The sequence below is a fragment of the Caballeronia sp. dw_19 genome, assembly GCF_018449515.1.
Classification (GTDB): domain Bacteria; phylum Pseudomonadota; class Gammaproteobacteria; order Burkholderiales; family Burkholderiaceae; genus Caballeronia.
On record NZ_JAAVUQ010000004.1, the window covers coordinates 256,544 to 281,262 of the forward strand.

General features: G+C 60.0%; 23 protein-coding genes. 15 read left to right on the plus strand and 8 right to left on the minus strand.

The window, feature by feature from the left end; genetic code table 11:
* The first annotated feature begins 260 nt into the window (after window positions 1-260).
* From HB376_RS07900 to HB376_RS07910, 3 genes are all read left to right on the plus strand, one after another.
* The gene (locus HB376_RS07900; protein ID WP_213763057.1) at window positions 261-1,715 is read left to right on the plus strand and encodes a nodulation protein NfeD; all 1,455 of its coding nucleotides are present in this window, start codon (window positions 261-263) and stop codon (window positions 1,713-1,715) included.
* Window positions 1,716-1,717: 2 nt separating this feature from the next.
* Entirely contained in the window at window positions 1,718-2,491 is a 774-nt protein-coding gene (locus HB376_RS07905) for a slipin family protein (protein WP_213763055.1), read from the plus strand.
* Between the two features lie 200 nt (window positions 2,492-2,691).
* Window positions 2,692-4,026 (plus strand): chloride channel protein, encoded by a 1,335-nt coding sequence (locus HB376_RS07910; protein WP_213762861.1) that lies wholly within the window; start codon window positions 2,692-2,694, stop codon window positions 4,024-4,026.
* 6 nt (window positions 4,027-4,032) lie between these two features.
* On the opposite strand, the gene HB376_RS07915 is transcribed toward HB376_RS07910, so the two are convergent.
* Window positions 4,033-4,272: a hypothetical protein gene (locus tag HB376_RS07915; RefSeq protein WP_213762862.1), complete on the minus strand. Its 240-nt coding sequence runs from the start codon at window positions 4,270-4,272 to the stop codon at window positions 4,033-4,035.
* Between HB376_RS07915 and HB376_RS07920 the strand changes: the two genes are divergently transcribed.
* From HB376_RS07920 to HB376_RS40840, 3 genes are read left to right on the plus strand one after another with little or no spacing between them, the layout of a single operon-like run.
* The gene (locus HB376_RS07920) at window positions 4,253-4,882 is read left to right on the plus strand and encodes an SDR family oxidoreductase (protein ID WP_213763059.1); all 630 of its coding nucleotides are present in this window, start codon (window positions 4,253-4,255) and stop codon (window positions 4,880-4,882) included. The genes HB376_RS07915 and HB376_RS07920 overlap by 20 nt on opposite strands.
* A 31-nt stretch (window positions 4,883-4,913) precedes the next feature.
* The gene (locus HB376_RS07925) at window positions 4,914-5,699 is read left to right on the plus strand and encodes an SDR family oxidoreductase (protein WP_255631218.1); all 786 of its coding nucleotides are present in this window, start codon (window positions 4,914-4,916) and stop codon (window positions 5,697-5,699) included.
* Window positions 5,690-5,965, plus strand: coding sequence for a hypothetical protein (locus tag HB376_RS40840; protein WP_255631219.1), 276 nt, complete (start codon window positions 5,690-5,692; stop codon window positions 5,963-5,965). The genes HB376_RS07925 and HB376_RS40840 overlap by 10 nt, the downstream gene beginning before the upstream one ends.
* Before the next feature lie 289 nt (window positions 5,966-6,254).
* Here HB376_RS40840 and HB376_RS07930 read toward each other — a convergent pair whose 3' ends face one another.
* Window positions 6,255-7,616 carry an MFS transporter gene (locus tag HB376_RS07930; protein ID WP_213762863.1) on the minus strand — a complete coding sequence of 454 codons (1,362 nt, stop codon included), beginning with the start codon at window positions 7,614-7,616 and terminating at the stop codon, window positions 6,255-6,257.
* A 642-nt stretch (window positions 7,617-8,258) separates the two neighbouring features.
* Window positions 8,259-9,413, minus strand: a complete 1,155-nt coding sequence (locus tag HB376_RS07935) for a peptidyl-alpha-hydroxyglycine alpha-amidating lyase family protein (protein ID WP_213762864.1) — start codon at window positions 9,411-9,413, stop codon at window positions 8,259-8,261.
* A gap of 545 nt (window positions 9,414-9,958) precedes the next feature.
* On the opposite strand from HB376_RS07935, the gene HB376_RS07940 reads away from it, so the two are divergent.
* The gene (locus tag HB376_RS07940; RefSeq protein WP_213762865.1) at window positions 9,959-11,164 is read left to right on the plus strand and encodes a multidrug effflux MFS transporter; all 1,206 of its coding nucleotides are present in this window, start codon (window positions 9,959-9,961) and stop codon (window positions 11,162-11,164) included.
* 143 nt (window positions 11,165-11,307) lie between these two features.
* On the opposite strand, the gene HB376_RS07945 is transcribed toward HB376_RS07940, so the two are convergent.
* Complete coding sequence (locus HB376_RS07945; RefSeq protein ID WP_255631220.1) at window positions 11,308-11,766, minus strand: hypothetical protein; 459 nt, start codon at window positions 11,764-11,766, stop codon at window positions 11,308-11,310.
* 453 nt (window positions 11,767-12,219) lie between these two features.
* Here HB376_RS07945 and HB376_RS07950 point away from each other — a divergent pair, with 453 nt between their 5' ends.
* From HB376_RS07950 to HB376_RS07960, 3 genes are all read left to right on the plus strand, one after another.
* Window positions 12,220-12,381, plus strand: a complete 162-nt coding sequence (locus HB376_RS07950; RefSeq protein ID WP_213762866.1) for a hypothetical protein — start codon at window positions 12,220-12,222, stop codon at window positions 12,379-12,381.
* A gap of 300 nt (window positions 12,382-12,681) precedes the next feature.
* On the plus strand, window positions 12,682-14,181 hold the full coding sequence (glpK, locus tag HB376_RS07955) for a glycerol kinase GlpK (protein ID WP_213762867.1): 1,500 nt from the start codon (window positions 12,682-12,684) through the stop codon (window positions 14,179-14,181).
* A 104-nt stretch (window positions 14,182-14,285) separates the two neighbouring features.
* The gene (locus tag HB376_RS07960; protein WP_213762868.1) at window positions 14,286-15,146 is read left to right on the plus strand and encodes an MIP/aquaporin family protein; all 861 of its coding nucleotides are present in this window, start codon (window positions 14,286-14,288) and stop codon (window positions 15,144-15,146) included.
* Between the two features lie 256 nt (window positions 15,147-15,402).
* Here HB376_RS07960 and HB376_RS07965 read toward each other — a convergent pair whose 3' ends face one another.
* On the minus strand, window positions 15,403-15,708 hold the full coding sequence (locus HB376_RS07965) for a DUF4148 domain-containing protein (RefSeq protein WP_213762869.1): 306 nt from the start codon (window positions 15,706-15,708) through the stop codon (window positions 15,403-15,405).
* 747 nt (window positions 15,709-16,455) lie between these two features.
* Window positions 16,456-17,163 carry an MgtC/SapB family protein gene (locus HB376_RS07970; protein WP_213762870.1) on the minus strand — a complete coding sequence of 236 codons (708 nt, stop codon included), beginning with the start codon at window positions 17,161-17,163 and terminating at the stop codon, window positions 16,456-16,458.
* Window positions 17,164-17,538: 375 nt separating this feature from the next.
* Between HB376_RS07970 and trpS the strand changes: the two genes are divergently transcribed.
* Window positions 17,539-18,576, plus strand: a complete 1,038-nt coding sequence (gene trpS / locus HB376_RS07975; protein ID WP_213762871.1) for a tryptophan--tRNA ligase — start codon at window positions 17,539-17,541, stop codon at window positions 18,574-18,576.
* A gap of 238 nt (window positions 18,577-18,814) precedes the next feature.
* Window positions 18,815-19,624, plus strand: a complete 810-nt coding sequence (locus tag HB376_RS07980) for a class II aldolase/adducin family protein (RefSeq protein WP_213762872.1) — start codon at window positions 18,815-18,817, stop codon at window positions 19,622-19,624.
* A gap of 59 nt (window positions 19,625-19,683) precedes the next feature.
* On the opposite strand, the gene HB376_RS07985 is transcribed toward HB376_RS07980, so the two are convergent.
* Entirely contained in the window at window positions 19,684-20,679 is a 996-nt protein-coding gene (locus HB376_RS07985; protein ID WP_213762873.1) for an ABC transporter substrate-binding protein, read from the minus strand.
* 295 nt (window positions 20,680-20,974) lie between these two features.
* Here HB376_RS07985 and HB376_RS07990 point away from each other — a divergent pair, with 295 nt between their 5' ends.
* From HB376_RS07990 to HB376_RS08000, 3 genes are read left to right on the plus strand one after another with little or no spacing between them, the layout of a single operon-like run.
* Window positions 20,975-21,685, plus strand: coding sequence for a PadR family transcriptional regulator (locus tag HB376_RS07990; protein WP_213762874.1), 711 nt, complete (start codon window positions 20,975-20,977; stop codon window positions 21,683-21,685).
* A 23-nt stretch (window positions 21,686-21,708) separates the two neighbouring features.
* Window positions 21,709-22,524: a siderophore-interacting protein gene (locus tag HB376_RS07995; RefSeq protein WP_213762875.1), complete on the plus strand. Its 816-nt coding sequence runs from the start codon at window positions 21,709-21,711 to the stop codon at window positions 22,522-22,524.
* Between the two features lie 52 nt (window positions 22,525-22,576).
* Window positions 22,577-23,836: an MFS transporter gene (locus HB376_RS08000; RefSeq protein WP_213762876.1), complete on the plus strand. Its 1,260-nt coding sequence runs from the start codon at window positions 22,577-22,579 to the stop codon at window positions 23,834-23,836.
* Between the two features lie 156 nt (window positions 23,837-23,992).
* Here HB376_RS08000 and HB376_RS08005 read toward each other — a convergent pair whose 3' ends face one another.
* On the minus strand, window positions 23,993-24,715 hold the full coding sequence (locus tag HB376_RS08005) for a glutamine amidotransferase (protein ID WP_255631221.1): 723 nt from the start codon (window positions 24,713-24,715) through the stop codon (window positions 23,993-23,995).
* Between the last annotated feature and the right edge of the window lie 4 nt (window positions 24,716-24,719).

Consider the following 24,719-nt stretch of genomic DNA (forward strand, 5'->3'; position numbering starts at 1 on the left):
ACCGCTTGGGGCGCGGTATATGGATTAAACGATCGAAGCCGTGAAAATATTCCGGCATCGCACGCAACCAGAAACAATCGGCGGAGGTAAACGACGACGCCTTTGCCCGTGCCTGATACCACTAAGTGGCCGCTGCGGCTTTATCGTGGAAATCCTTAGAGCGGACACACTTGGCATGTGCTCAATTTGGCATAAGCTTAATGTCAGGCAACCCTTGTTGAGCCTGCGTCACACTGTCTGCAAACGCGGCTCTTATCGTGATGGAACGCTATTCGTCTTGCTTGTTTCACCCGGATGCCGTGCGCGCGCTTTCCGGCACAGCGGCCTTACTATTGCGCAAAGCGGTGGCCCTTTTCGCGGGGCTGGTGCTCTGCAGCGCCGCAGCCGCAAGCCCGGTTGTCGTGGTCATTCCGCTTAACGGCGCTGTCGGTCCGGCTAGCGCCGACTTCGTCGTTCGCGCGCTTGCCCGGGCGGCTGAAGAACGCGCTCAACTGGCCGTGCTCGAGATCGATACGCCCGGCGGACTCGACCAGTCGATGCGCTCGATCATCAAGGCAATCCTCGCATCGCCCGTTCCCATTGCTGCGTTCATTGCGCCGGGCGGGGCGCGGGCGGCCAGCGCCGGCACATACATTGTCTATGCAAGCCACATAGCCGCGATGGCGCCCGGCACCAACCTCGGCGCCGCTACGCCTATTCGTATCGGTGCAGGCGGGTCCACTGAGCCTGAGCCGGGACAGGCCAAGACAGACGCGGGTGCATCGGCGTCTGCCGGCATGAACGCGGCATCGACCGAAACCACCAAGCAAGTCCAGGATGCAGCGGCCTACATACGTGGCCTCGCGCAACTGCGCGGCCGCAATGTGCAGTGGGCCGAACGCGCGGTACGCGAAGCGGTCAGCCTGTCGGCGAGCGAAGCGCTTGCGCAGAACGTGATCGACCTGAACGCGTCCGACGTACCCGATCTGCTTGCGAAGCTGAACGGCAGGCATGTGCACACGATCACGGGCGATCATGTCCTCGCCACATCCGGCGCGGTTGTCATGACGATCCAGCCCGACTGGCGCAGCCGCTTTCTAGCGACCATTACCGATCCGAGCGTTGCGCTCATTCTCATTACGATCGGCATGTACGGCCTGTTCTTCGAGTTCGCGAATCCCGGTCTCGCGTTACCCGGTGTTGCAGGCGCAATCAGCCTGATGCTGGGCCTGTTTGCATTGCAATTGCTGCCCGTCGACTTCGCCGGGCTGGGCTTGATCCTGCTCGGCATCGCCTTTCTCATTGCCGAGATTTTCCTGCCCACGTTCGGCACGCTCGGCTTCGGCGGCATCGTCGCCTTTGCCATGGGCGCGCTCATGCTGTTCCGTACCGATGCTCCCGGCTACGGCATTCCGGTGGCGCTTGTGGCCGGCCTGACTATTGCCACCGCGCTGTTCGTGTTCGTTGTGTCGAGCATCGCGCTGCGGGCACGTCGGCGACCCGTGGTAAGCGGAGCGGAAGCAATGCTCGGCAGCATCGGCGAGATGCTGGAAGACGTGGCGCCAAGCGACAGCGGCTGGGCTCGCGTGCACGGCGAACGATGGCGTGTGTCTTGCCACGAATCTTGCCACGAAGCGCCTGCACTGCTCGCACGCGGAGAGCGAGTGCGGGTGCTCGGGCGTCATGGCCTGATGCTGAGCGTGGCGCGGCTGGACGAAGTAAAACAAGGAGAATAATGATGGTCGGATTCACGTTTGGCTTCAGCGGCGTCTTGCTGGCGCTGGTCATCCTTATCGTGTTCTCGTCAATCCGCATTTTTCGCGAATACGAGCGCGGTGTCGTCTTCATGCTCGGCCGCTTCTGGAAGGTCAAGGGGCCGGGCCTTGTCCTCATCATTCCGGCGGTGCAGCAAGTCGTGAGAATGGATCTGCGCACCGTCGTCTTCGACGTGCCGCCGCAAGACGTGATCACTCGCGACAACGTGTCGGTGAAGGTGAATGCGGTGGTCTACTTTCGCGTGGTCGATCCGGAGAAGGCTGTAATCCAGGTCGCCCGTTTCTTCGAAGCAACCAGCCAGTTGTCGCAGACGACCTTGCGCGCGATCCTCGGCAAGCATGAACTCGACGAGCTGCTGGCAGAGCGCGAGCGCCTCAACATGGACATTCAAAAGGTACTTGATTCGCAGACCGATGCATGGGGCATCAAGGTATCGAATGTCGAAATCAAGGACGTCGACTTGAACGAGACCATGGTGCGCGCCATCGCACGGCAAGCTGAAGCCGAGCGCGAACGGCGCGCGAAGATCATCCATGCAGAGGGCGAATTGCAGGCGTCGGAAAAGCTGCTGCAGGCCGCGCAAATGCTCGCCCAAGCGCCGCAAGCCATGCAACTGCGCTATCTGCAAACACTGACCACCATAGCCGGTGACAAGAATTCGACCATCATTTTCCCCATGCCGATCGATCTGATCAGTTCGCTTCTTGAACGGCTCAAGGGGCCGGCGCAAAGCTGATCGTGATCAATAGGTGCACGGCAGGGGCCTCGTGAGAATCATGCGCAAACTACATTAATGAAAAAAATAAATGAATTTGACGTCTAATTCCTCAAGCGGTAGATTCGGGTTCACGCTAATTGAAGTTTTTTGATTACGCTTAACCGATGAGCGCAAGGCTGCTCAATCGATCACCCCTTTCATATCGCCAACATTCTTCGATGCTCGCTCAACCACCTCGCCCTGGCGTTCCCGGCAGCCCACTGATCCGATTCGCGGTGGTCACCGTCCTTACCGGGATCGGCGCCGGCCTGGGCGGCATGGCGTTGGCGCTCCTCCTGCATTTTCTCCAGCACGTCGCGTACGGCTACAGCATCACGCATCTGGTCGGGCATGAGAGCTTCTATGAGGGCGTCGTGGCGGCATCGGCTAGCCGGCGCGTCGCCGTGCTCGTGCTCTGCGGTCTCATTGCAGGCTGCGGCTGGTTCATCATCTATCGCTATGGGCGGCCGCTGATCAGCATCAAGAAGGCCGTTGCATCCGACGACCCGCGCATGCCTCCCGTCACCACGACCGCGCATGCGCTGCTTCAGATCATCACCGTTGCGCTGGGCTCGCCGCTCGGCCGCGAAGTTGCGCCCCGCGAGATCGGCTCCTTGCTTGCAGGATGGCTGTCGCATTACGCCGGCCTCACCGTCGAGCAGACCCGCTTGATGGTGGCGTGCGGGGCAGGCGCCGGGCTCGCCGCCGTGTACAACGTTCCGTTTGGCGGAGCGATCTTTGTTCTCGAAGTATTGCTCCGGTCGTTCGAGCTGCGTGTCGTGATTCCCGCGCTGGTCACCTCGGTCATCGCGGCCGTGGTCGCGTGGCTCGGCCTCGGCGACGAATCACAATACGTCGTGCCGCACTTTGGCTTGAGCGCGAACCTCGTGACGTGGTCTATTGTCACCGGTCCCGTATTTGGCGTCGCCGCATTCGCGTTCGTCCAGTTGACAACGAAAGCCCGCGCGGCCGCACCGAAGGGATGGACGCTGCCGCTTTTATCGCTCATCAACTTCCTGATCATCGGCTTGCTCGCGGTGTCGTTCCCGCAGATCCTCGGCAACGGCAAGACACCCGCGCAACTGGGCTTCAGCAATGAGCTGACCATCGGCCTTGCAGCAACGCTGCTGGTCATCAAGGTAGCCATAACCGCCAGCAGCCTGCGCGCGGGCGCCCAAGGCGGCCTGCTCACTCCCGGCATGTCTAACGGCGCGCTGCTCGCTATCGTGCTGGGCGGGATCTGGACATTGATGTGGCCGGGTACGCCCATGGGTGCTTTCGCGATTGTCGGGGCCACGGCCTTTCTCGCTTCGTCGATGAAAATGCCAATTACCGCGCTCGTTCTCATGGTCGAGTTCACACGTGTGGATCACGATTTCATCGTGCCCATGTTGTGCGCGGTGGCCGGATCGATCGCGACCAATCGCTTGCTTGAACTCAGGATGCAAGCGCAGCAGGCGCGAACTTCAAACGCGAGCTCCGAACTCAAAGGCGGCGCCATATCGCGAGGCTGAAGGGGATCAGCCCTGGCAGGCCAGCGCAAGCAACTCCGTCAGGTGCATCGCTTCACGGCGCGTGCCGTGGCGGATTTGCTCACGGCAACTGAAGCCATTGGTCAGCACGATTGTGTCTTCGCTCGCTTGTCTTATCGCCGGGAAAAGAGCCTGCTCGCCCGCGCTATCTGCAATGACGATATGCTCGGGATGAAAACCAAATGATCCCGCCAGACCGCAGCATCCGCTGTCCAGCAGCGTCACCATCGCCTCGCGCAGTCAGGAGAAGCTGGACGCCGTTGCGGCAGACATTGGCGCACATGGGCGCACCGCTGTGATCGACACAACCGACGAAGCTTCCGTGGAGGCCTTTTTCGCCAAGGCCGGACGCTTCGATCACGTTGTGATCTCTGCCGCGCAAACACCCGGCGGCCCTGTGCGCGAACTGGCGCTCAGCGATGCCTATGCCGCCATGAACAGCAAGTTCTGGGGCGCGTATCGCGTGGCGCGCGAGGTGAAGATTACCGAAGGCGGCTCACTGACACTGGTCTCCGGTTTCCTCAGCGTGCGTCCAAGCAAGAGCTCGGTGTTGCAAGGCGCGATCAACGCTGCGCTGGAAGCACTGGCCCGTGGCCTCGCGCTGGAGTTGTCGCCGGTGCGGGTGAACACGGTGTCGCCCGGGTTGATCGCGACGCCGCTTTGGTCGAGGCTCGACGAGCAGGCTCGTCAAAGCATGTTCGAGGGCGCCGCTGCCCGCTTGCCCGCGAAACGTGTTGGCCAGCCGGAAGACGTCGCTAACGCTATCGTCTATCTAGCGAGCACGCCATATGCAACGGGGTCCACCGTGCTCGTGGACGGTGGCGGCGCAATCGCGTGACTCGTCGACTGACAATACAGGAACCAACACCATGAGCACGAAATACAAAGCACTGGTCGCCGGTGGCCTTGGCGTCATCGGCCTGCAACTGGTGGAACATCTGGCCACCTTGCCGGAGTGGGAAGTGATCGGCCTGTCGCGGCGCGTGCCCGGTGGCGAGACAACCGCCTCTTACATCGCGGTCGATCTGCTGGACCCCGCCGATGTCCAGGCGAAGCTGGGCGGCCTCACCGATATCACCCACATCTTCCATGCGGCTTATCAGGAAAAGCCCACGCCGCAAGCGCTGATCGATGCCAATCTGGGCATGCTGCGTCACCTCGTGAACACAGTGCAGGCCGCATCGCCAGCATTGCAGCGGGTTGTGCTGTATCAAGGTGCTAAGTACTACGGCGCGCATCTGGGCAGCTTCACCACACCGGCGCGCGAGGACGATCCGCGTCACATGCCGCCCGATTTTTACTACGACATGCAGGACTGGCTGCTCGCCGAGACCGAGGGCAAGCGCTGGGATGCAACAGTACTGCGCCCCGACGTGGTGTGCGGGTTTGCGCTCGGCAATCCGATGAACCTTTCCATGCTGATCGCCGTGTACGCATCGATCAGCAAGGAGCTCGGCCTGCCGTTGCGCTTTCCTGGCACGGCAGAGTGCTATGGCAAGCTCGCGCAGGTCACCGACGCCGCACAGCTCGCGCGTGGATCCGTATGGGCCGCGCCGAGGCGCCCGGTGGCGAGAGCTACAACCTCACGAACAGCGATCTGTTCCGATGGAACCAGTTGTGGCCTGCCATTGCCGACTATTTCGACATGCCGCTAGCGGAACCGCAGACGCTGAACCTGAGCGCTTACATGGCCGACAAAGGCCCGCTGTGGGAGCGCATGACGGCCAAATACGGGCTCGCGCCAGTGCCGTATGAGCACGTGGCGGCATGGGGCTTTGGTGACTTCATCTTCCGCTGCGACTGGGACGTGATCACCAGCACGACGAAGATTCGCCAGGCGGGTTTCCACGACGTAGTGGACAGCACCGCAATGTTCCTTCGTCTCTTCGATGAGTTCCGAGCCCGCAAGGCGATCCCCTGATCCGTTAATCGCCCGGTCTGCCGTGGTCTGCGAAAGCGCAGGTTGTTATTTAAAACTGTTCCCGATTAATACCAATCGTTAAGCACGTTCCCGGGCAAGGCCTCTGGGACAGGTCCGTAAGGAATCGATATATGAGGAAAAACCTGTTTCAGACGGAACCGCTTATGCTTGGTTACGTCGCTGCCAGGTTCTCCTCCTCCTGGCGGCGACACTCCGTAAGCTTTAACCCGCGCCTTCGAGAGAGGTGCGGGCTTTTTTTTCGCATGTCATCGCGAAGACTACTGCGCGACTAGTGCGAAACCGTTCCTATGTCGCTGACCTTGACGCTTGCGGATCGAGGTTGAACGGCTTGCTTGATCAGCAACGCAATGCATGCGACCACGCCGGGCACCGCCACTACAGCGAAGATGTTTTCGAAACTGAAGTGCTGCCGGGTCAGTTCAGCGACCAGGAACGAGCCCGCTATGCCGCCGAACCGGCCAATGCCGAGCATCCATGCAACGCCGGTACCGCGCCCCTGGGTCGGATAGAACGCAGCCGCCAGTGCGGGCATGGACGACTGTGCCGTGTTCATCAGTACGCCTGCTGCAAAAACGACGACTATCAGCAAGGTGATATTGCCGACCGCGTGACCAATGCAATACACGCTGATGGCGGTCAATGCATAGCATGCCCCAATGATGCGGTTCGGATTGAACCGGTCCATCAGGACGCCGCATAGAACGGCGCCCACCCCGCCAAGCGGGAACAGCGCGGAAATCAGCGTGGCGCGCTGCGGACTCAAACCCGCTTCCTTCAGCAGAATTGGCATCCAGTTGATCGATGCATAGAAGATGACGAGTCCCATGAAATAGGTCAGCCAAAGCATCACCGACCCAACGATGTACTCCCGCGACAGCACCAACCGGATACCACTTTTTCCAGGCACGGCCTGAGCCTGTTCCGTCATCACGAATGAAGCGGCGTTGGCGGCGCTGCGACCGATACGGCCAAGCGTTGCGCGAATCTTTTCAACGGGATGCGCATGGGCAACCCGGTAACGCACCGACTCCGGAAGCGCAATGAGCAGCACGACCGCCAGCAACAGCGGAGTCACGCCGCCCAACACCAGAACGCTGCGCCATCCGAAAGCGGGAATCATCCACGCCGCGAGAAACCCGCCGAACGCCGCCCCGAGCGGGAAACCGCAGAACATCAGGTTGATCAGGGTTGCGCGTCGGCGATCCGGACAGAACTCGCTCATGATCGTCACCGCATTCGGCATGGCTGCGCCTAGTCCGAGTCCCGTGATGAAGCGCAGTATCGTCAAGTGCGTCAGGTCGCCGGAGAAAGCGGAAGCCAGGCAGGCGACACCGAAGATCACGACCGATGTAATCAGAAGCACGCGCCGTCCCAGGCGGTCGGAAAGCGGACCGGCGAGGAGCGCACCGAACGCCAGTCCGAACAACGCGGCGCTCAGGACCGGAGCAAGCGCAGGCCTGCTGATATTCCACTCGGTGATCAGTGACGGGGCGATGAACCCGATAGCGGCCGTGTCGAATCCGTCCAGCAGGACGATGACAAAGCACATTACAAAAATCAGCCATTGAAACCCGCCGAACGGGTGTTCATTGATGAATGTCTGAACGTCGACTGACGGACTCCTGCTCATGTCTCTTCCTTATGTGTTTTGTTACGTCGTCACCGGGCGTGCCGAACGACACGAGGTTGCTGACTGCTTGATCGCTTAGTGCACAAAAAGGGCCGGGGCTGACGAAGATTCACTAATCGACAGCACCATCAGGCATGCCGCTGGCTTGGTCGAGTTACTCAGTTTAGTCCGGCATATCCGATCCTAAAAGCTCGCACTTACGTTGAAAACGCCAGGTGTTCGAAACTCGGGAAGCTGCGGTCTGCTCCCTGTTCCCCCTCCTCTTTCGTTGACATCGGGTGACGGATGACGGCCATCAGGGCGGGCTGGTTTTTGCGCGGCGGAAGAACTCCAGCTATAGCGTGCACGCGCTCTGTTGCTTGGCTCTGCGGCGGGGATACTAGTGGGGGGAGATCAGCGTCGACTATGCGGGGCAACCCCTAGGCGCAGGCGTGCGTGTCCGGCGCTTAGCCTTTGATCCGCTTGGAATAACGCTTCTCAGGCACTATCCGGGATTTGTATAGTGGATATCGCCGAGAGCGGGTTGGGTTTGCTAAAGGGCGTGCAGTTGTTTAAAGCCGCTAACGACGCCTGATAAGGCTAAAGTGGCGAGCGTCAGCCCGCCACTCCGGTGACTCAATCAAATCCGTTTTAATGCGAGCGTCACGCGTGCAGCACGAGCTTCTGTACGCGCCAGTTCAGGAGTTCGGCAACGAACAGCACGTTCTCCGATGGACAAGCCATCTGGTGAATCCAGCCGAACTGCTTGAGTTGCTTGCCCGATTCGCCGAGTACCCCCAGCACCTCGCCCTCAAGCGACAGTTTGTAGATGCGCCCGGGGAAGGCATCTGAGCTGTACAGCACCTGGTTCGGTCCCGGCGAGATGCAGATGGCCCACGGCGAGCCGGGTGCAAACGTGCCGGCGGCTATGGCTGCCTCATCGGGCGCATAACCAATCGCTGGCCGCGCGCCGGGAGGCACCGGCACATCGATAGTGAACTGGCGCTGGAAATTGCCTTCCCCGTCGAACACCTGGATGCGCTGGTTGCTTCGGTCGGCTACATAGACGCTCCCCTTGGCATCAAGCGCGATGCTATGCGGCGTGTGGAACTGTCCGGGTCCGGTGCCGCGCTCGCCCCATGACTTCAGCCAGTTACCGTCCTTGTCGAGCTTGGCCACGCGTGAGTTGATATACCCGTCGCTGATATAGCTGTTGCCGGCGGCGTCCCAAGCCACGTCGGTCACCTGGCGGAAGCGTCCCGGCTCCGCGGGCAGCGGCGGATTCGGATGCTTGAGCGGACCGGTCTCCTCATCGGCCGCCTCTTGCTTGCGGCCGAAGACCATCGCTACGCGTCCGTCGGGCGTGAACTTGATCACCATGTCCGAGCCCTTGTCCGTCACCCAGATATTGTCCTCGCGATCGACCTTGACCATATGCGCGAAAGACCAGGCATAGAGGTTGCGGCCAATCTCGCGGACGAACCGACCATTCGGTGCGAACTCAAGCAACTGAGCCGCTGCGGCACCGTAAGCCGGGCCGCTCGTATTGCCCCGCGAGAGCACGAAGATATGGCCTTTGGAGTTCAGCGCGACCCCCGAACATTCGCCGAAATAGGTATCGCGCGGCAAATGCAGTGGATTAGGGACCGAGTCGTAGGCAATAGTCCGGGTCGTATCGGTGTCGGCGTAGGCCGAATGCGGCAGCAACGCGAGTGCCGCGGCGCCCTCGGCTGCGAGGGCCAGGAAACGGCGACGGGTCAGCACGCGGGTGGCTGGATCACCGCAGCATGGGCAGGATAGTGGATGTGCTTGAAACATTAATCTCGCTCCTTGTTGTTCGTGACGATGGCGCTGGACGCCATGTTTATTGAACGGGACCAGAAGGCGAGGTTATGCATGTCAAGGACCTTCCGGTCGTCCCCTGCGCTGGCGCATAGTCTTCTTGGTCATCCGAGCACGCCAGCGTGGATTTCACTATAGTGCACAACATGAACGGCAGATGCAGAGTTCGCGTCCACTTAACGCCGGGATCTCATTTCAAACCCGCGCCCTGATGCGCCATTGTTTGCTTTTAGCCGCTGTACGCGGCACCGTGCCGCCTGACTCTCTTTCCCCTATAGAGAAACCCACGTTGGAGCGTGGCGTCCTGGTGAATATCGGAATGGTCAAGCCGGTCGATGTCGATGTCGATTTCCCAATGCGTCGTTCGTCGTGCATATAGGGCCACGATCCGGCAATGCGCCTATGGACGCGCCGTATCGCGCCCCATTTCATTCCGGTTAATTCCCCTCAACCACGAGGAGAGCATTCTGACCCGGCATGACTTCGATTACCATGCCGCTACTCTTTCCTACCGAAAAATGATGACACGACGCTTTCTTAAACTTGCCATTGTGCTGGGCCTGATTACCGCCGTAGGCCCGTTTGCCATCGACATGTACCTGCCCGCCCTGCCTTCTATCGGGGGAGCGCTGCATGCCACTCCGGCCGAGGTGCAGATGAGCCTCATGGTGTTTTTTATCACGCTCGGGGTCTGCCAGCTCGTGTACGGGCCGCTCTCGGATATCTTCGGCCGCAAGATGCCGATCTATGTCGGCCTCGCGATTTTTACCATCGGCAGCGTGGGCTGCGCCTTTGCGCCGGACGTGCACGTGCTGATCGGTTTTCGCGTGCTCCAGGCGTTGGGTGCGTGTGCCGGCATGGTCGTTCCGCGCGCCATCGTGCGTGACCTTCATACCGGTCACGATGCCACCCGGCTCATGTCGCTGCTGATGCTTGTCGTGAGCGTTTCTCCGCTATTGGCGCCGCTGACCGGCAGCTTCATCATTGCGGCGTTCGGCTGGCGCGGTGTCTTCTGGGCGCTGACCGTAGCGGGCGGACTTGCGCTCGTGCTTGCGGCTACGCAGTTGAAGGAGACGCGGGAAATCCATCATCGTGCCGATAGCTCGTGGGCAAGCGCGTTCGCGGGGTATCGCAAGTTACTTAGTGATCCGACGTTCCTTGGCCTCACCTTTGTCGGCGCGTTCGGCGTGTCGTCATTTTTCATCTACCTGGCAAGCGCCTCGTTCGTGATCATCAACCACTATGGCTTGTCGCCCACCACGTTCAGCCTGTGCTTCGCGCTGAACGCGGCGGCGTTTTTCGGCTTCAGCCAGTTGACTGCGCGCCTGGCAGCCAAGTACGGTCTGCCGCGCGTCATTCGCGTAGCGGTTACCGGCTTCGCGATCTCGATGAGCATCGTAGCGGTGCTGTTTTTGGCGGGTGCCGACAGCCTCGCGCTGATGATGGTTTTCCTGTTTATCGGATATGGTTTCCTGGGGCTTGTCTTGCCCACTTCCGCGGTGTTGTCGCTTGAGAGTCATGGGACAATTGCGGGTACGGCTTCGGCGCTGATGGGTGCATTGCAGTTTGTCGTGGGCGCTGCTGTGATGGCCGTGTCCGGCCTGTTCGCCGACGGCGCGCCAAAGCCAATGGTGGTCGCAATCGCACTCTCCGCGTTGGTGGCATTTGCCATCGCCCGCCTCACCCTGCGCATCGAAAACGCAAGGCTGCCAGCGGCGGCAGAGTAAAGAACCCGCGTGGCATTGAGTGGTGATCGCGGTCCCGTAGCCACTCAATGCACTTGAGCCTTAGTGGGACCTTAATGGGGCCTTAATAGGGCCTTAATAGGGCCTTAAGCTAGGGTCTTAGGCGCGCCTTGCGTTTTCGCCCTTCAATTGGCCTTACAAAGAATTGCCGTCATCACCGGTGTGACTTCGTGAACGATAGCGGCGCTGCCCGTTTGACGCAGGCGGTCCCTGACGTCGTCCGACGCTCCTGTCACCACCACGCCGTATGCCCAGTCCGCAACGGGATCGCCCTTGCCCGGCTTGAAGAGCGGATCGTCCTTCTCATAGCCCAGCACTACAAAGACCGGGAAATCGAACGCCGTCAGCTTCACGCCCCGCACAGGCCGGAACGCGTTGATTGAATTCTTCTCGACATGCATGGGCTTGAGTTGTATCTCGCCACTCTGCATCAGCGCGCTGATGAACACGTGGCCCGTCGATTTGCAATCGAGCTGTTCTTCTATCGCACTTGCATGTGCAAATGTCGATAACAACCCGAAGGGCGCGAACGCGACCACGACGACAACCCGAATAAGCTTGGTGACCTGTCTGGCGACCCGCATGGTTGGCCTCTATTTTTTTCGACGTTGCATCGACCGCGGCGAACTTTTTGGTCGGGGTGTTTCACTCTACCTGCATCGGTAAATTGTTGCCGGATTGCCAGATGCCTTTGAGCCCGTACAAACATCGCGATTCCGTAGCAGACCTGCGAGCCGGCACTCGGCTTGCAGCAGGTGAAACCGGGCTATCAGGACGTTCAAACCTCCGCGTGCGGAATCACCCCCATTGCGGGCGCTATTGCCTGTCGTGTCCGTTCTCTTTCGAACTTTCAAACATTTTTACCGGCACCGTTTCGAGGTTTTCTACTAACTCCGATGCGCCTGCCCACACCTCCGGCGCGCGTCACAAATGCGCCTTTACATTTTCGATTTTGTTCATTAGCATTCGAATTCGAACATTATCGGTTCGATAGATTTTCTTAATTGATACGAGCGACTAGCGTGAATCGAGACACAATGGCTGATGTACTGGTCATCAAACGAGATATTGGCCGAGCTGGCATCGCGTGCGATATGGTGGAACCCGACCTGACGGTGTTCCTTTGCGAACAAATCGAGTTCGTTTTCCACTCGTCGGTGTCGCGCACCGGATCGATCAACGACGGCTCGCGCGGATGAAATCTGGCGATATGACGCGAAAGGGGATCGCCGCCAGGAAACCCCGCGGCACAGGCAAAGCGTCCGGCATTCAATGAAATAGCGCGGTGGTCAGCGAATGAACCCACGCCTTCATCCCGCCTGTTAGGCGGCCCTTATTCAACCGCATAAAGCCGCTAGCCGGATTTAACGTCGCAATCAAAATGTAATTTTCGTAGAAACTTCAGTCTCACCGAAACCGCAGTCAAAACAAGAAATCAGCAACGTCGCGAGGCATCATGCACGAAGCGGCGGTCCATTTAAAAACCAGTGGAGAAGACAATGCAGGAGCAATACATCCTCGCGCTCGACCAGGGCACGACGAGTTCACGCGCAATGGTGTTCGATCGCCAGGGCAACGTAGTGTCAGTCGCGCAAAAGGAATTTGGCCAGATCTATCCACAACCGGGCTGGGTCGAGCACGACCCGCAGGAAATCTGGTCGACCCAGGCTGGCGTAGCCGCCGAAGCCGTCACCCGCGCGGGCCTGAACGGTGCATCCATAGCCGCTATCGGCATTACCAATCAGCGTGAGACCACCATTGTCTGGGATCGCGAAACCGGCCAGCCAATCTATAACGCCATTGTCTGGCAAGACCGCCGCACCGCCGACTTCTGCGACCAGTTGAAGGCGCAGGGGCTGGAAGAAAAGGTCCGTGCCAAAACGGGCTTGCCTATTGATTCGTACTTCTCCGCGACCAAGATCCGCTGGATACTCGACAATGTTGAAGGCGCCCGCGAGAAAGCGAAGCAAGGACGTCTTGCCTTCGGTACGGTCGATAGCTGGCTCGTCTGGAATTTCACGAAACACAGCTTGCATATCACCGACGTCACCAACGCGTCGCGCACCATGCTCTTCAATATCCACACGCTCAAGTGGGATGACGAACTGCTCGACGCGCTCGATATTCCGCGCAGCATGCTGCCCGAAGTGCGGGCCTCCTCGGAGGTGTACGGCCCGACCAAGACCACGGTATTCGCCTCGAAGATTCCCCTTTCCGGCATTGCAGGTGACCAGCACGCCGCCCTCTTCGGCCAGATGTGCACGAAGTCCGGCATGGTGAAAAACACTTACGGCACCGGTTGTTTCCTCGTCATGAACACGGGCGACAAGCCGATCGAATCGCGCAACAACCTGGTCACCACCATTGCATGGCAGATCGGCGATCAGGTCAACTATGCGCTGGAAGGCAGTATTTTTATCGGCGGCGCTGTCGTGCAATGGATTCGCGACGGACTTGGCATCATCAAGAGTGCGAATGAAATCGAAGCGCTTGCGCGCAGCGTGCCGCATAGCGACGGCGTCTATATGGTGCCCGCCTTTGCCGGCCTGGGTGCGCCCCACTGGAATGCACGCGCACGCGGCACGCTGTTCGGCGTGACACGTGGCACGACCTCCGGCCACATTGCACGGGCGGCGCTCGAAAGCATCGCCTTTCAATCAATCGATGTGTTGAGGGCCATGGAAGCCGACTCCGGCATCCGCATTGGCGAATTGCGCGTGGACGGCGGTGCGGTCGCCAATGACCTGCTGATGCAATTCCAGGCCGACATGCTGGGCGTGGACGTAGTCCGTCCGCAGGTCAGCGAGACCACTGCGCTGGGCGCGGCGTATCTGGCCGGGCTGGCAGTCGGTTACTGGAAAGACGTGAATGAACTGCAAAGCCAATGGAAGCTGGACCGTCGTTTCTCGCCGGATATTGCGGTGGACGAGGTCAAGCGCCATATGCACGGCTGGCAACGTGCGGTAAATGCCGCCAAGGCGTGGGCCGACGCTACCTGAGTTCCAGGTTGAACTCACGTTGAACCTGCGTTCAACGTGAGCCTCGGTCACGTCATCCCGGCCTTCTTGACCGCAACGCAGTTATTCTTTTAGGAATCCTTTTCGTGTCACTAACTATTGCGAAACCTACCGGCAGGCAATTTGTCGGCGAACTTATATCCGAGGCCATCGCCGTCCTCATCATCATCGCGTTCGGTGATTCAGTGGCGTGCATGTATGTGCTATACGATCCCAGCCCGTATGTGAATGCTTACTGGGGTGTCTGCATGTCGTGGGGCCTGGCGGTGACGCTGGCTATCTATGTGACCGGCTCCATTTCGGGCACTCATGCCAATCCCGCGGTAACGCTCGCTCTTGCACTCTTCCGCGGTTTCTCGTGGAAGAAAGTGTTGCCCTACTGGGTAGCGCAACTCGTTGGCGGCATGCTGGGCGCCGTCATTGTTTATGCGCTGTTCGGGCCGGTGATCGACCATTACAACCTGGTTCATCATCTGTCACGGGCGGACGGCGGCGCAGCGGGCGTGTTCTTCACGCATCCGGGCCTGGCCATCACCCCCATGCACGCGTTCTCCGATGAAGTCATCCTGACGGCGTTCCTTTTGTTCGGTATTTTCGCCATCACCGAGCAGTTCAACGAAATGGCGCCCCAGGCAAATGCGGGTGCGCTCATGATCGGGTTCCTGGTGGCAATCCTCGGGTCATCGATGGGCTATCTGGAAGCCTGGGCAATGAATCCGGCCCGCGATCTTGGCCCGCGTTTATTTGCGTACTTTGCGGGCTGGGGTTCGTCCGCGCTGCCTTCACCGGACAACTACTGGTGGATTCCCGTGGTCGCTCCGTTGATAGGCGGCGTGATTGGCGGCGGCGCTTACCAACTGCTGATCCATCCTTTCCTGCCGGCGCGCGTGCGCGCATTGCAAGCGGAGGTCAATGGCGAGGACTGCGAGCAAGGACAGCGCATCTGATAGGTTGATTGACTGACTTGGCGCCAAGCCGATGCAGCGGCTAAGCGCCGGACGTTGGTTAGTCCGGCGCTTAGCCGCTCAATGCTGCGCTCAATACCGTTATCTTCGCCATTGTTTCTGTCAGCGTCCGCGCAACGTCCCTCATTCGCGCGAGTGCCCGCTTAGCGGCACTGAGCGACGGGCTATTTTCGAGCTAGGCGCACTACGGTTAACAAAGCAAAGCCGCCGGCCTGCAGTAGCTACACTACCGTACGAATCACTGACCGTTGGACACCGGCGCGACCGCAGTTCCGCTCGTCGGCGGCTGCGACATTGACGTTCCATTCTCCGTTGCTCCACCGTAACCGCTGGCGGTATCACCCGAATGCACGCGTGCTTCGGCAGTCTGGATATCATTCGGATAGGCTGCCTGCGGTGAGGTTGGGCGCCATCCCGCGCTCTCGAGCTGGATGAGATCAGCGCGCACCTCGGCACGTGTGACGGGTTGATCGGTGGTTTGGGCAAATGAGACGGCGGGAGCAGCCAGGACCAAAGCAAGTGTTGTGCAGATCAGTGCTTTCATAATGAGTAGCCTCTTTGAAAAGTGGCTTCACTCTCAATGAATGAAGCCGCGCTCCATCGTCCGGTAAGCGACGGTAAGCAACTTCATTCTGCGCGGCGGGCACTGACTCGAAGCTGACGCCCAGATGACAAGATCGTCATCTTGTACATCCCTGCATTCGAAGATAGAAACTGGTTGAAGATATCGAACGTATTGAATTGCAGTCCCTGAACGGCGTCTCGGTCATCAAGATGTCCCTGATGAAATGCCGTTGAAAGGCGGTAAGCCGGCACACGGACCGTTCGCTTTTTTTGATGCGATTCCGGGCGGCGTTCGAACGTCGCTTCGAAAAATTGCGGCGCGGCTATAAGGCGGCACTCGGCCAAGCTATTAAAAACGCCACCGGTTCCCGCTGGTGTTCAGGTTACTGCCTGGATCTATCACCCGCGTGGTCATCATGCTCTTGCGATTCCCGTCGGGAATGCTTCAATGCGTCGAATATTCCCCAGATGGCAATCGCGAATCCAGTCCCGAACCCGCAAGCCAACAACACGTAAGTACTCATCTGCGACCTTTAATGGGGTGAAGCAATGCCTGATGATGCACCCATTCGCTCATCGCGCCCGGCGGGTCGAACCCGCAGGCCATGTCGGCATGAGTCCGCGCAAGCATCGCTGTCCCGGATACTACCGATGCATCCTTTCAAAACCCATGCCATGCCTCGCGCGCGCGGACACGCGGATCATGCCGATGGGCCGTGACGCATTGTCAGTCAGGCACGGGTACGGTATCGAGCGCCGCCCAGCTAACGCTCGATACGCCCTTGTCCATACTGAGCCGGCTCGCGACGGCTTCAACCTTTGATTGATATTTCGGATGTGTTTCGAGCGTTGCGATCACTTCCACTCGCCGCGAATCGTCGTCGAGATCTGTGCTGCTAAGTCCCTGGAACGACAGCGGCGCGGACACCATAGAGTTGGTGATCAACGCCCGGATATTCACCTCATCTTCCGCGCGGCAGACTACCGTCAGTACGTATTTGCGCACGAGGTCTGCGGAAGCCACCGGCGCAGTATTGATTGCGCGCCCGATTTCACGCAGTACGGTATTCGTGAACAGGATCACCAGGGTTCCCGCGATGGCGGGTCCATAGTGCGATGCCCCGCAAAGAACGCCGACGGCCGCCGAGCACCACAAGGTGGCCGCCGTATTGATCCCCTGGATTGCGCCCTGTTCGCGCATGATGACGCCGCCGCCCAGGAATCCCACGCCGGATACCACATACGCCGCAATTTGCGTCACGGTCGTGGTTCCGTTCCCGGTCATGGCGCCAAGGATCACAAACAAGCAGGCGCCGCTGGTCACCAGGGTGATGGTGCGCAGGCCTGCGGTTCGCTGCCGCATCTGTCTTTCCAGACCGATGGCAATGCCGCACGACAAAGCCGCTATCAGGGGAAGAATGTATTCGTAGATCATAGAGCGATTGTTTGAATTGTATTGTTCGCATGCGCTGCCTGACAAAGACCGCTCAAGCACTCTCGATGGCCGCGCCGACGCAATGCCGACGCCGCTCACCGTATTGTCCGCGTGTGACAGTCCGATGACAGCAGGCCGACCACTTAGCTGGGAGTCGGGCGTTGTCAGCAATCCCTGCTCTATGGCATTCTTACGTCATGCCCGCGATCAATCCCGCTACTGCTCATACCTGGTGCCGCTCCTGAAGGAGCGGCGTTGTCACGTCTTTTTTAATGACCATGACCGCCGCAGTCCGGCCGACATGGCTTCATCTCCCGGTTCGCTCGTCCTGCGGTGGTTCTCCAAGAGAACCCGTTTATGCACGATATGCACGATATGCACGACACTCCGCCTTCCGCACCGCGCCTCACCGTCCTGACCGGTGACCGCCCGACCGGGCCGCTGCATCTGGGCCATTATGTTGGCTCGCTGAAAACCCGGCTAGAGCTTCAGGAAACACATACGCAATACCTCCTCGTCGCCGATACCCAGGCCATGACCGACAACGCTCATGATCCGGAGAAAGTGCGTCGTAACGTACTGGAAGTGGCGCTGGATTATCTGGCTGTCGGCATTGATCCGGACAAGAGCACCATCGCCGTGCAGTCAGCTCTGCCGGCCCTCGCCGAATTGACCCTGCTTTACCTGAACTTTGTCACCGTCGCGCGCCTTGAACGTAACCCGACTATCAAGGAAGAGATTCAAGCCCGCGGTTTCGGGCGCGATATTCCGGCAGGCTTTTTATGTTATCCCGTGGCGCAAGCCGCCGATATCACCGGGTTCAAAGCGCATTTCGTTCCGGTGGGAGAGGACCAGGCTCCGTTGATTGAACAGACCAACGAAATCGTTCGCCGCATCAACCGGCAAGCGGGCGTCGATGTTCTGCCGGAAGCCGAGGCATTGATCCCGGCGATGGGCCGCCTCCCCGGCGTCGACGGCAAAGCCAAGATGAGCAAATCGCAGAACAACTCGATTGCGCTTTCATCCTCGCCCGACGCCATACGCGAAGCGGTAAAACGCATGTACACCGATCCGGCCCATCTGCGCGCGTCTGATCCAGGGACCGTGGAGGGCAACATGGTCTTTACGTATCTGGACGTATTCGACGACGACCGCGCCGAGGTGGAACGCCTGAAGGCGGCGTATCGCGCAGGAGGGCTCGGCGACATGGCGCTCAAGCATCGACTGGAAGATAAGCTGCAGGCGCTGATCGCCCCCATACGGGAACGGCGGGAACGATTCGCCCAGGATCCGCAATACGTCTTTAGTGTGCTTAGGGAGGGCACGCAGCGCGCCAAGGCTGTCACGCAACAAACGCTGGATGAGGTCCGGACGGCGCTAGGGACGTTTTCGTTTGAATCGATAAGCGCTTAGGAAAAACCAAGCCTCGTTGCAGAGCGCCACCCATGCGCGATCGATATGGTTATCTTCATTTGATATTTAACCTTTGCAGGCCCGGGTGCTAGCCTTTGAGACTGTTCACTGGCATCGACCGATTGAGCCTTCTGCCGGTTCGCACCAGGGACACTCGCCGGGACTACGCCTGCCGCTCGCGGCACTAGTTCATCCGGACGACTCAGAACGCGCTTGAACGCCAAAGGACATCAAAACAATGAGCACCCTCACCGACGCGCCCGGCCTCACCCTGCACGCCACGCCCGTCCGCAAATTCTGGTTCGATGAAGTCCCGGCTCCGGCGACGCCCGCAGCCGAACGCCGGCATCGCCTGGAGCGGCTTGCCGGCGCGTTTCGCCTGTTCGCCCGCCACGGTTTCGATCAAGGCCTGGCCGGCCATATCACTGCGCGCGACCCTGAATGGCCTGATCATTTCTGGGTCAATCCGCTTGGCAAGCACTTCGCGCGCATAAGGGTTTCCGACTTGCTGCTGGTGAACAGCGCAGGCGAGATCGTGGTCGGCAAGGGTCCGGTCAATCAAGCCGCCTTTGCGATTCACGCGGCCATTCACGAAGCCCGTCCGGATATTGTCGCGGCTGCGCATACGCATTCGCTATACGGAAAAGCGTGGTCGACCCTCGGACGCAAACTCGATCCGCTTACGCAGGATTCTTGTTCATTCTATGAGGATCACGAACTATTCGATGACTTCCAGGGTGTGGTTCTCGACACCAGGGAAGGCGCGCGCATTGCCGACGCGCTGGGTTCGAGCAAGGCGGTGATCCTGAAGAATCACGGCATCCTGACCGCGGGCCCCACGGTGGAAGCGGCTGCCTGGTGGTATCTCGCGCTGGATAACGCGTGCCACACGCAACTGCTCGCCGAAGCCGCCGGTACGCCTCAGCGCATTCCGCATGACGTGGCGGCGTTGACGCATGAGCGGGTTGGCCGTCCGGGAGGCGCGCTGTTTTCGTTCGAGAGCTTGTATGAAGGCCTGGTCGAAGCCGAACCCGATCTGCTCGACTGATTTGAAACGGCACTGAGCGTTTAAGGCGATGCATCACACATCGCCTTATTCGCCCGCCGTCAGGCCTTCGCGATCTGCGTATCGGAGATGGCGCGCACATCGATCCGTCTTGGCAGGATCGCATCGCGGAAAGCGATATCCGCAACCCGCTGCAACGCGACAATATCGTTCTCGGCGACAAAGCGTTGTTTCAGCGCTGATCGCGCGGTAATGGTCCTGGCGGCATCGAAAGGAAGGCGAGTGAGCGACGCGTAGACATGCGCGTACGCATCGGGATTGGCGAGCGCCCAATCACCCGCGCGCTGCAAACGCTGCAGCACATCTGCAATAGCGAGGCGCTTTCGCGGATCGGCCGCAGCAGCACCGGACGCCGTTACAAAGCCCAGGCCGCTATTGATCCCGGTACCATCCCTCAGCACCCGCGCACCCCGTTGAACTGCTGTCCCGAAGTACGGATCGAAGGTCGCCCAGACATCGATACTTCCCGACTCAAATGCAGTGAACGCGTCGACTGGCAATACAAACCGCACTGAAACGTCATCGCGCGAAAGGCCGGCTTCTGCCAACGCACCGTAGAGCTGGAACTGCGAAATGCTGCCGCGTGCCGATGAAACAAACACCGTACGTCCCTTGAGATCCGCCACGCTGCGCAGCTTCGAATCCGCCGGAACGAGAATGCCCAACTGCGAGCCCGAGCCAACGCGTGTCGCAACGATCTTGAGTGTCGGATCGCCAACGGCCGCGGCCAGCACCGGCAAATCGCCAGCAGGAGCGAGGTCGACGGCACCCGCGCGCTGCGCTTCGAAGAGCGGCGCAGCACCCTGGAAATTAGCCCACTTGAAAGCATACGGCGTGCCGTCGAGCACCCTCGCCGCCTCAGCCAGCGCGCGCGTGCCGCCAGCCTGATCGCCCAGCACCAGCGTGACGGAACCGAGGGCCGCGTCCGCCGCCCTCGCCTCCCGCGACCTGAATCCGCCTAGCGCAACGGCAGCCGGCGCGGCGCCCAGCAAGCGCAATACGCGCCGCCGTCCATCGAAAACATCGGAACCATCCATCTGCATAAATCCTCGCGGGCGAAATCAGCGCCCAGAGTAGCGACGCCTCGTCCCCTTGAGAATTATTCAATTCCGATATGGTTATGAGCGCCGGATACTTAAGCATTGCAGGTTTCAGCACAGCGGTTCGGAGCCCGTGGCGACGCGTGCAGGACTCGAATCGTGCCGTAGAACGCAACGCCTCGGGCCGCCCTCCACGCGCCAACGCCCTCCGGCGCATCTCTCCGAAAAATATTGACAACGTATCTTAAGATATATATTAAGATCTGTTTTACGATAACCATGGAGTTTTACGATGAGACATCATCGAAATCGCGAGTTCGCTCGCCCCGAAGCTGGATTTGAATCTTCAGACCGTTTTTCCATGCATGCACTGTGGCATGCAATCGGTCGCCACCACCACCGCCATGACGACGACGGCCGCTTCCCAGGCGGTCCGGGAGGATTTGGCGGCCGCGGTGACGACGGCATGCCGCGTGGCCGCAAGTTCACCTCCGACGACCTCCAGTTGCTCCTGCTCGCCCTTCTGGCCGAAGCGCCGCGCCACGGCTACGAGCTGATCAAGGCGCTCGAAGTTCGCTCGAACGGTTTTTACAGCCCGAGTCCGGGCATGGTCTATCCAGCGCTGACTTATCTGGAAGAACTGGGCTATGCAACGGTTGAAGTAGAAGGCAATCGCAAGCGTTATGCGTTAGCCGAACCCGGCCGCAACTACCTGGCGACCAACCGCGAGCGCGTTGACCTGATGCTGGCCAAGCTAAGCCATTTCGCCCGCAAGATGGATTCAGTGCGCCGCGCATTTGCAGGCGAAGCAACCGACGAAAACGCAGACGCTAATGGCGACAGCAACGCTTGGTTGCCCGAATTCATCCAGGCACGCCGCGCCCTCAAGCACGCATTGCTGATCCGAACCGACGCATCCGCTAGCGAGCAACGCCGCATTGCCGCCATCCTTGCGCGTGCGACGGCCGAGATCGAAGGAAAAACCACCGGCAATCCGGCATGAATCAATACTTAAGAGAACAAACAATGCAAAACAGACCCGATCTGGCGGTCGGCCGCGTCCGCCATCAACTTAAATTCCGCCTGGCTCAAGTCAAGCGCGTTCAACCGCTTACGCCGCACCTCGTGCGCATCACGTTAAGCGGCGACGATCTCCACGACTTCGAATCCGCGTCCTTCGACGACCACATCAAGGTCTTCTTTCCCCCGCCCGGAGCCGACAAGCCGGTCATGCCCACGGCCGGCCCAAATGGCCCGGTATTCGCGGACGGCCAGCCGCGCCCAATCGCACGCGACTTCACTCCACGCCGATACGATCGCGAAGCGCGCGAGCTCGACATCGAGTTCGCGCTGCATGAGGCGGGACCGGCCGCGACGTGGGCGGCGCAGGCGAAGGTAGGACAGTATCTGGGAATCGGTGGGCCGCGTGGCTCCTTTACGATCCCCACGGGTTTCGACTGGCATTTGCTGATCGGCGACGAGACCGCGCTCCCTGCCATTGCACGTAGGCTGGAAGAGCTGCCGCCGGGAACTCGCGTGGCCGCGTTGATTGAAGTGGAAGATCCGTCGGCACGCATCGACTTCACGACGCAGACCGACCTGTACGCCGAATGGCGCTATCGCAGCGAATCGGACTTCCCCGGCGGAGCCTTGTTGCTGGCCTTGCGCGAGATGTATCTGCCGACCGGCGAGGGCTACGTTTGGGCCGCGGGAGAAGCCACCATCATGCGCGCCGTCCGTCAGCACCTATGCACGGAACGCGGTGTCGACAAGACCCGGATTCGCGCGGCCAGCTATTGGAAACGTGGCGCTGAAGCGGTTCACGAATCCATCGACGACTGACTCGCGCTTTCTCCGTCTTAGCCACTGAAAAACATTTAATTAGGATGGCTATATGTATAGTCTGGATGCGAGTCGCGAGCGCCGCCTTCTCTGGCTGCTTGCGCTTACGCAATTCACCATCATCATGGACTTCATGGTGATGATGCCCCTTGGCCCGCAGATCATGCGGAGCTTTCAGATATCACCTGCCGCGTTCGCCACGGCTGTCTCAGCTTATTCGTGGTGTTCCGGTCTCTCGGGGCTGCTTGCCGCCACCTACATCGATCGTTTCGATCGTCGCCGTCTCATGTTAGCGGTCTATGCGCTGTTCGCGCTGTCGAATCTTGCGTGCGCCTGCGCCACCAGCTTTCCCATGCTGCTGATCGCGCGCGCTTTTGCGGGGATCACCGGCGGCGTGCTGGGATCGGTCATCATGGCTATCGTCAGCGACGTCATTCCCGCTGCCCGCCGCGGCGCCGCGACCGGCACGATCATGACGGCCTTTTCGCTCGCCGCAGTGGCGGGCGTCCCGGCCGGCGTTTTGCTAGGCGCGCACTTCGGCTGGTTCACGCCGTTCATCTTGCTCGCGGCTTTGTCGGTTGTGATCTGGCTGGCCGGAATGCAGATCGTGCCTTCGCTCACCGAACATCTACGCCGCAAGCAACCTCCGTTGGGGAGCGTGCTGCCTACGCTGTGGCGCCTGGTGTCGAACCCCCGTAACGCCAATGCGTTCGCGCTTACGTTCATCGTAATGGTGTCGCAGATGCTGGTGATCCCGTTCATCTCGCCGATGCTTGTGGCTAACCACGGCGTCGCCCCGGCACAGTTGTCGTGGTTATACATGGCAGGCGGCGCCGCGACGTTCTTCACGGCACGGCTTGTCGGCCGGCTTTCCGACCGTTACGGCAGTCGTCGGATGTTCCGTCTGCTGGTGGTGCTGTCCCTGCTGCCCGTGCTGTTCATCACTCACCTGCCGAGCCTGCCGTTCATCGCGATGGTGCTGCTGTTCCCCGTGTTCATGGTGATCGTGTCCGGCCGCATGGTGCCGATGCAGGCGTTGCTGACGACGGTTCCGGAACCGTCTAACCGAGGCGCTTTCCTCAGCACGAACAGCGCACTGCAAGCACTCGGTGCCGGTTGCGGTGCGTGGCTAGGCGGACTGTTCCTGTCGTTCGATGCGCATGGCGCCATCCGGGGTTATGGCGTCAACGGCTTGTTGGCTGCCGCCCTCGTGTCGTTCGCGGCGATTTGGGTAGGCCGCGTGAAAGCGGCAACGGAAAGAGCTGGAGCTGTTATTCCGCCCATTGCCGGGGAGCCGCTTGGGGAAGCGTAGTCGCTTCAGCAAGATTTGGCCGGGCTTGAATAAGTTGCGCCTCGCAAGTATTCGTCGATGTCGCGCAGGCTCAACTGAAAACTAAAATACCAGCGCACAGCGCAACTGATGACGGCACTCGCCAGTGCGAGTACCAGACTCCCCGGCGGCCTGTCTTTAGCCATCGGGGCGCTCCGTGAGGCCCGGGACCGAGTTTAGCCAGGCATTAAATACCTGAGACGCCGCGTTGCCCAGCGCGGCACCTGAGCGCAACGCACTCTCCCTCAACGCGGTCACAGACACGTCGTTCTGCATCAGTTCGACGCTATGACCAATCAACCATTGCTCGATTCGCGCAACGTCGGCTTCCAGATGAAATTGCAGCGCAAGCGCGCAAGCGCCATATTGGAATGCCTGATTCTTGCATTGCGTCGTCGACGCCAAAACGTGGCATCCCTCAGGCATCTGAAATTCGTCGCCGTGCCAGTGCAGCACTGGAACGTCATCGCCCAGATGTCCCAAGGCCGATGCCCGGCCCTCGGGGCTCAGCGAAACACAACCAAAAGCAATTTCCTTGTGTTCCATCGGCGTGACTCGTGCTCCAAGCGCATGAGCCATGAGTTGCGCTCCCAGGCAAATGCCGAGAATCGGCCGCCCTGACAGCAGACGCTCCGAAATGACGGCAAGCTCGGTCCGAAGGAATGGATAGAGGTCGTCGTCGAATGCGCCGATTGGACCGCCCAGCACGACCATCAAGTCTGCCTCTTCAATCTCCGCACGCCTCGGATCATCCACGCCCATGTCGAAATAGCGGATCTCATAGCCTCGCTCTTCGAGCACCCCTCGCAGTGTTCCCAGGTCTTCGAACAGAACATGCCGAAAGACAGCAACTGTTTTCAAGTGG

Excerpts from the sequence above, each read along its gene's own strand:
- HB376_RS07900 (WP_213763057.1), top strand. The coding sequence starts at position 261 with ATGGAACGCTATTCGTCTTGCTTGTTTCACCCGGATGCCGTGCGCGCG.
- HB376_RS07905 (WP_213763055.1), top strand. The coding sequence starts at position 1,718 with ATGGTCGGATTCACGTTTGGCTTCAGCGGCGTCTTGCTGGCGCTGGTC.
- HB376_RS07910 (WP_213762861.1), top strand. The coding sequence starts at position 2,692 with ATGCTCGCTCAACCACCTCGCCCTGGCGTTCCCGGCAGCCCACTGATC.
- HB376_RS07915 (WP_213762862.1), bottom strand. The coding sequence starts at position 4,272 with ATGGTGACGCTGCTGGACAGCGGATGCTGCGGTCTGGCGGGATCATTT.
- HB376_RS07925 (WP_255631218.1), top strand. The coding sequence starts at position 4,914 with ATGAGCACGAAATACAAAGCACTGGTCGCCGGTGGCCTTGGCGTCATC.
- HB376_RS40840 (WP_255631219.1), top strand. The coding sequence starts at position 5,690 with ATGCCGCTAGCGGAACCGCAGACGCTGAACCTGAGCGCTTACATGGCC.
- HB376_RS07930 (WP_213762863.1), bottom strand. The coding sequence starts at position 7,616 with ATGAGCAGGAGTCCGTCAGTCGACGTTCAGACATTCATCAATGAACAC.
- HB376_RS07935 (WP_213762864.1), bottom strand. The coding sequence starts at position 9,413 with ATGTTTCAAGCACATCCACTATCCTGCCCATGCTGCGGTGATCCAGCC.
- HB376_RS07940 (WP_213762865.1), top strand. The coding sequence starts at position 9,959 with ATGACACGACGCTTTCTTAAACTTGCCATTGTGCTGGGCCTGATTACC.
- HB376_RS07945 (WP_255631220.1), bottom strand. The coding sequence starts at position 11,766 with ATGCGGGTCGCCAGACAGGTCACCAAGCTTATTCGGGTTGTCGTCGTG.
- HB376_RS07950 (WP_213762866.1), top strand. The coding sequence starts at position 12,220 with ATGGCTGATGTACTGGTCATCAAACGAGATATTGGCCGAGCTGGCATC.
- glpK (WP_213762867.1), top strand. The coding sequence starts at position 12,682 with ATGCAGGAGCAATACATCCTCGCGCTCGACCAGGGCACGACGAGTTCA.
- HB376_RS07965 (WP_213762869.1), bottom strand. The coding sequence starts at position 15,708 with ATGAAAGCACTGATCTGCACAACACTTGCTTTGGTCCTGGCTGCTCCC.
- HB376_RS07970 (WP_213762870.1), bottom strand. The coding sequence starts at position 17,163 with ATGATCTACGAATACATTCTTCCCCTGATAGCGGCTTTGTCGTGCGGC.
- trpS (WP_213762871.1), top strand. The coding sequence starts at position 17,539 with ATGCACGACACTCCGCCTTCCGCACCGCGCCTCACCGTCCTGACCGGT.
- HB376_RS07980 (WP_213762872.1), top strand. The coding sequence starts at position 18,815 with ATGAGCACCCTCACCGACGCGCCCGGCCTCACCCTGCACGCCACGCCC.
- HB376_RS07985 (WP_213762873.1), bottom strand. The coding sequence starts at position 20,679 with ATGGATGGTTCCGATGTTTTCGATGGACGGCGGCGCGTATTGCGCTTG.
- HB376_RS07990 (WP_213762874.1), top strand. The coding sequence starts at position 20,975 with ATGAGACATCATCGAAATCGCGAGTTCGCTCGCCCCGAAGCTGGATTT.
- HB376_RS07995 (WP_213762875.1), top strand. The coding sequence starts at position 21,709 with ATGCAAAACAGACCCGATCTGGCGGTCGGCCGCGTCCGCCATCAACTT.
- HB376_RS08000 (WP_213762876.1), top strand. The coding sequence starts at position 22,577 with ATGTATAGTCTGGATGCGAGTCGCGAGCGCCGCCTTCTCTGGCTGCTT.